At 29.8% G+C, this 6,640-nt stretch carries 3 protein-coding genes; 2 read left to right on the top strand and 1 reads right to left on the bottom strand.

Features of this window, described 5'->3' with window-relative positions; translation table 11 throughout:
• The coding region (locus BHF71_RS08810; protein ID WP_084024127.1) for a transposase at positions 1–174 on the bottom strand (174 nt) is incomplete at its 3' end.
• A 484-nt stretch (positions 175–658) separates the two neighbouring features.
• Here BHF71_RS08810 and BHF71_RS08805 point away from each other — a divergent pair.
• Complete coding sequence (locus BHF71_RS08805) at positions 659–3,424, top strand: stalk domain-containing protein (RefSeq protein WP_069657295.1); 2,766 nt, start codon at positions 659–661, stop codon at positions 3,422–3,424.
• A 71-nt stretch (positions 3,425–3,495) separates the two neighbouring features.
• Complete coding sequence (locus BHF71_RS08800) at positions 3,496–6,348, top strand: stalk domain-containing protein (RefSeq protein ID WP_069657294.1); 2,853 nt, start codon at positions 3,496–3,498, stop codon at positions 6,346–6,348.
• Positions 6,349–6,640 lie beyond the last annotated feature (292 nt).

Raw genomic sequence — 6,640 nt, 5'->3', positions numbered from 1 at the left:
GGAATCCTTTCCTTCACCTACAGGGGTATAGGACCTAATCCATTTATATATCGTTACTTCAGATACACCATATTCGCTACTTAATTTTTTTACTGGAGTTCCAGAATTGTAGAGTTCCACTATTGTTTGTTTAAAATCTTCAGTATATTTTTTTGCTACACCTTTTCTTTTCATATAGGACACATCCTCTCAAAATTATTGTATTAGACTTAACTAAGGTGTGTCCACAAAACTATACTAACTCCATACATATGTTGCAAGCGGTAACTAATAAAACGGCTTTAATATGTATTTATAATCCCAATAATCCACCGGATCAAAGGTCCCTTCAATGTAAATCATTTAGCTCAAGTTGGAGCTTTGGCAATCATTACTGATCAAGATTTTGTTCAGTATAGTATAGCTGGGCTATTATAGTGCTGTTTATTTAGGTTTAGTATAATTTAATAAATTAGCTTTTACTCAATGAGTTTTTAAATTACATGATATTGAAGAGTTTTCACTGATATTTCAGATGAAAGCTTTTCAATATTTTTTTATTTGTTGTTCATATTTTTAAATCTAGAATATGGTAACATTTACAGATTTACTATAAGTACATATTAAAGTATATTGGCAATGAAACTAATAAGCAACTAGAGTTAGGAGGGTGAATGTTTTGAAAAAAATAGTCATAGTATTTTTAGGATTTGTATTGTTAATGATCAACAGTTTGGTAGTATTTGCAGAAGAAAATGAAGTTAGTAAAGAAATAGTATTATTAGTTGGTAGCAATCAGTCAATTGTAAATGGTGTCAAGATACAAATAGATAAGGATGATTTAGCTATAAAACCAATTATTCAAAATGGGAGAACTTTAGTTCCGATAAGGTTTATTGCTGAAAATTTTGACGCTAAGGTTGTTTGGGATGAAAACACCAAAGGAGTTAAAATTATTAAAGATCAAAACATCCTGGAATTGATGATTGGTGTTCCCCAAATAAAGAAAAATGGTATCACAATAGAACTGGATGCAACTCCCAGAATAATTAGTGGAAGAGCTTTCTTGCCATTAAGAGTTATTGCTGAATCTATGGGAAAAGTATTGTTTTATGAAAATAACCTTATAATCATTTCTGATGTAACAATTAATTATGATAATAACTTTTTAAGCCAACTAAGAAAAAAATTAAATAGTGAAATTGCTCTTTTAGTTGGAAGTAATCAGTCAATTGTAAATGGCTTAAGAATGATGTTAGATAGTGATGATTATAATATTAAAACTGAAATTAAAAATAATCGAACTTTAGTTCCAATAAGGTTTATCTCAGAGAGATTTGGGGCTGAGGTTACCGAGAAGCTTGAGATAGCACCACAAATAATAAATGGAAGGACTTATGTTCCTTTAAGAGCAACAATAGAGGCCATAGGGAAAAATATATATTATGACAATGGGTTAATTATTTTATCTGATGTAGCTGTTAATTACGATGATTCCTATTTACAACAAATGGTGAATAAGCTGCAAACAATTCCAAAAACAACATCAGAAGTTGCAACAGATAGCATTAAAAGTGTTGTTATTGTTGAAGTATTTAATGAAGGAGAAGAGCAAGGATTTGGTACTGGATTTTTTGTAGGTGACGGTTTGGTCATGACAGCCTTTCATGTAATAGAAGATTACGAAGAAATAAGGGTTGAAGATTATTTTGGAAATGTTTATGAAGTAGAGGGTATATATAAATACGACATAACTCGGGATTTAGTTGTACTAAAGTTAGATAAGCAACAATCTGTGAAGAGTTTAAAGCTTGGAGAAATGAGTTCTAGTGTGGTTGGTGAAAAAGTAGTAGCAATAGGTCATTCGAATGGATTAAGTTGGTCAGTAACTGAGGGTATAATTAGTTCCTTCAGAGAAGATAAACTTATGAATTCGTTATCAATACAAACAGATGCGGTGGTTTCGCATGGTAGTTCGGGAGGCCCATTGCTTAATAGTAATGGTAAAGTAATTGGGGTGATTACGAAAGGAATCGAAAATGAAAATTATAATTTTGCTGTTATTCCTGACGGTAAAATGAAAGTAGATTATCAACTGTTAGACTTTGATAATTTAGACTTAATCAATGATACAGAATTCATTATTTCAAAGGTAGAAGAACAAAATGTATTTGAGATGATCGATGATAGTTTAAGAGGATTAGTTAAAAATGATAAAAATCTATATCTATCAACTATACACCCCAAAAGTCCATTATTAGAAGTTGAAAAAGATAATTTCTCCAAAGAATCTGCTGACTTAAAAGGATACAGTTACCGGATAAACGGTATCGACTCAAAGAAATATGGTGATACAATCATCTCTGTCGCAAATATCACTTTTTATGGTTATAACACCATAAATACAAATGTGTTGTCACGATTAGCTTATGATAATACTGAAAAAAAATACAAATTCATGGCCACAATACTGTATTTAGATAAAAATAATTTAGATCAAAAAGCTGATGAGAATCAACCACTATGGATAGTCGATAAATCATATAATTTTTTCAAAGAATTAGAGTTTAAACCCTATGATGTTAAATTTGATAATGAAAATGGCTTTGTTTATATGATTGATAAAACTACCAAAAGTCTTGTTAGATATTCTGTTAGAGATAATGTTATGGTTACTAAAAGTTTTGAATATGTACCTGATAGGTTAGATTTAGTTGATGGCAAAGTTTATGTAACATTATTAACTAAAGAACACAATACTTATAGTGAAAGTGAAAGCTATATAGGTATAGTAAATGCTGATACTTTAGAAGTAATAAAAATTATAAAGATTATGGTTGATCCTTATGATATAACGGTTAAAGATGGAATTATTTATGTTTCTACCGGTTCATATTTAAAGATGATCAAAAGTTATTCTGAAAACACTGGTCTAGAAATTGATAGTTATGATGCCTTAGGAGTTTTATTAATTGAAAATTATCCAAATGGGGACAAACTATATGCAATAGCTACCAATGCATATCCAAGAGATTTACAGGCTTTTGGAGTTGACAATGGTAAGTTTGTCATGAACTACGACTCAATTTATCATGGCGAATACAAAATAGATCTGGGTTTCAAACTTTCTCCTGATGGGAAATATATTTTTAATTACTCTGGGGTAATATTTAAAACTGGTTTTGGTAAAGAAGGCGATATGTTATATCATAAGAGGTTTAGTGGACCTTATAATAGTATAGCTTTTGACTTGTCTGACAATAAAATATATATTAACCCGACCGATAGTAATTACATCTATGCATATGACTACACAACATTGGAATATTTGGCTTCTTTTAAAACAGAAACTCAAGTATATTTTATGGGTGTAATCGATGATAAATTAGTAACAATTGAGAATGAAGGTGGGAGTAATGGTATTAACGTGATAAAAATTAAGTAAGCTAGAATTACAATCTAATCGTATTACACTAAGTATAATGTTACCGATATAACAGAAATGGAGGAGAATTTTTGAAGAAAATTGGCCCTATTCTGATGGCAATAGCCTTATTAATAAATAATCTAGTGGTATTTGCAAATGAAAATAATATATACAAAGAAATTGTTTTGTTGGTTGGAAGTAATCAATCAATTGTAAATGGGGAAAAATTGGCGATAGATAGTAAGGATCCAACAGTAAAACCCATTGTTAAAAATAGCAGAACCTTAGTACCTATACGGTTTATTTCAGAAAAATTTAATGCTAAAGTTGACTGGGATAAGACCTTAAAAACTGTCTCGATTATTCAAGGTAATAACAAATTAGAATTGGTAATAGATGTTTTAGAGATAAAGAAAAATGGTGTTACGACAGAACTGGATGTAGCCCCGATGATAATAAATGGAAGAACATTCTTACCATTAAGAGCAATTGTAGATGCAATGGGAAAAGAGCTATATTATGATAGTGGTCTTATTATTATTTCTGATATAGTAGTTAGCTATGATAAAAGTTATTTATTTAATTTGAAAAGTAAATTAAATAATGAAGTAGCTTTATTGATAGGTAGTAATCGTTCCATAATAAATAACTTAAAAAAATATATAGATAATGAAGATCCAAATGTAAAACCTATCATTAACAATAATAGAACTTTAGTACCAATAAGATTTGTTGTGGAAGCATTTGGTGCTAAGGTTGAATGGGATAAGGTTTCCAAATCAGTATCAATAATTCAGGATAATAATAAATTCGAGTTGATAATTAATATCCCTGAGATAAAGAAAAATGGTATTGCTACAAAACTGGATGTAGCACCTGTTATTATAAACGGGAGAACATATTTACCATTAAGAGCGATCGTAGACTCTATGGGAAAAGCTCTATATTATAATGATGGTCTAATTATTATTTCTGATGTAGCAATTAACTATAATTATGAAAAAATAAACCAACTAATAAAACAATTGGAAGTTCCGAAAAAAAGTTCTGAAATTGCTAATGAGGCAATAAAAAGCGTTGTTATTATAGAGTCCTCCAACAGTGGGGAAGAAAACAAAATAGGAACAGGATTTTTTGTGGGCGATGGTTTGGTTATGACCGCCTTTCATGTTATTGAAGACTATGAAGAAATAAGGATTGAAGATTATTATGGAAATATTTATGAAGTTGAGGGTATATATAAATACGACATTACTCGTAATTTAGTTGTACTAAAGCTAAATAAGCAACAATCTGTGAAGAGTTTACAGCTCAGGGAAACAAATTCTAACGTGATTGGTGAAAAAATAGTAACCATTGGTCATTCGTTGGGATTGAACTGGTCAGTTACTGAAGGTGTAATCAACTCCTTTAGAAAAGACACATTTATGGACTCCATATTAATACAAACTGATGCTGCAGTTTCAAGTGGTAGTTCAGGAGCTCCTCTACTGAACAATCAAGGAAAAGTAATTGGTGTAATATCTAACGAGATAACAAAAGGTAGTTATAATTTTGCTACTATTTTTGATGGTGAAGTTAAAATAGATTACCAATCATTGGATTTTAATCGCCTTGAAGTTGTTCCAAAAACAGATTTCATCCTTTCTGAGGAAGAAGAACAAAATATTTATAAAATAACCGACGATATTTTAAAGGGATTGATAACTAATGATAAAGATTTGTATCTATCAACCATGCATCCTCAAAGTACCTTTTTAGAAATTGAAAAAGCAAGTTTTGATGATCTTGCAAAGCATTTTAATGGATATAGCTATCAGATTAATAATATTGAATCCAAAAAATATGGTAATACAATTATTTCTACTGCAGATATAACTTTATTAAATGATGGTATGATTAACACTAAAATTATATCCCGATTTTCATATGATCCTCATGACGATAATTACAAATTAATGGTATCTATCATACTGCTAAATAAAGTATTAGAAAATGTGATCGAAAAAATACAAGCGCTGGAGTATCTTGATATCGATGAAGACTACTATGAAGAATTGAGTTTTGAGCCATACGACGTAAAATATGATACAGAAAATGGTCTGATATATATGGTGGATAAAGATAATAAAAGACTTATAAAGTATTCAGTGATGGATAAAAAAATCAAAGTACAAAATTTTGAATATACACCTGAACGATTAGACTTAGCAGATGGCAAAATTTATCTGATTCTGACACCTGATAAAACCTATTATTATACTGGAGATAAAGATAAAGAAGGATATGTGGGAATTGTTGATGCTAGTACTTTAAGACTTATTAAGATATTGGATGTTGGATACAAACCATTTAATATTATTGCAAATGATGGGTATATTTTTTTAACTAGCTATAGTCAAGGTATAAAAAGTTTTTCGGAAGAAACCGGTATAGAATTGGGAGGTATTGGAACAACAGATGTTTCTCAGATCAAAATGTCACCTATTAAGGATAGGCTATATGCAACAACTGGTACCCGTCCTCGGGACATGAAGGTATTTTTTATAGATAAAGGTAATTTTATTACTATTTATGATTCTATCTATCATGGTGATTATGAGATGGATATAGGTTTCAAAATATCGCCTGATGGAAAATATATCTATAATTATTCTGGAGTTATATTTAAAACCGGTTATGGTAAAGAGGGAGATATGTTATATTACAAAAAATTTAATCAATCATATAATAGCATCGCTTTTGATTTAGGGGAAAACAAAATATATATAAATGCTGGCGATGCCGGTAATATTTACATTTATAATTACGAGACTTTTGAATATTTAGGTACAGTAAAGACTCTTGGAAAAGTAAAATATATGAATATTATTGGTGATGAGTTAGTAACTATCGAACAAAAAGATGAAATTTTTGGGATTAATGTTATAAAAATAAAATAAAAAAAATTTTAGGTAAACTTCGATAAATCAAACTCTCATTGGAAATCAATAGCGTTGCATAAAAGTTATAGTGGTTAGTTCACACAATATTCTGAACAATATTTTCCTAAACTTCGACCAAAGAACCAGTAACCAACTAAAGGTGATCACTGTCCATTTGGCAATTATTACTATTTGATTTAATTATTCACAAAAAAACAAAACAACTTACAATAACTATTTTTATCCTGGTGCTTTAACCATTAACTTTATCCAATTATCGTATGGCTTCCAAAGTAAAATTCGTAACCAG

Source organism: Vulcanibacillus modesticaldus (genome assembly GCF_001730235.1).
GTDB classification, from domain to species: domain Bacteria; phylum Bacillota; class Bacilli; order Tepidibacillales; family Tepidibacillaceae; genus Vulcanibacillus; species Vulcanibacillus modesticaldus.
Note: the sequence above shows the minus strand (reverse complement) of the source record. Positions and strands in the feature narration are given on the sequence as shown.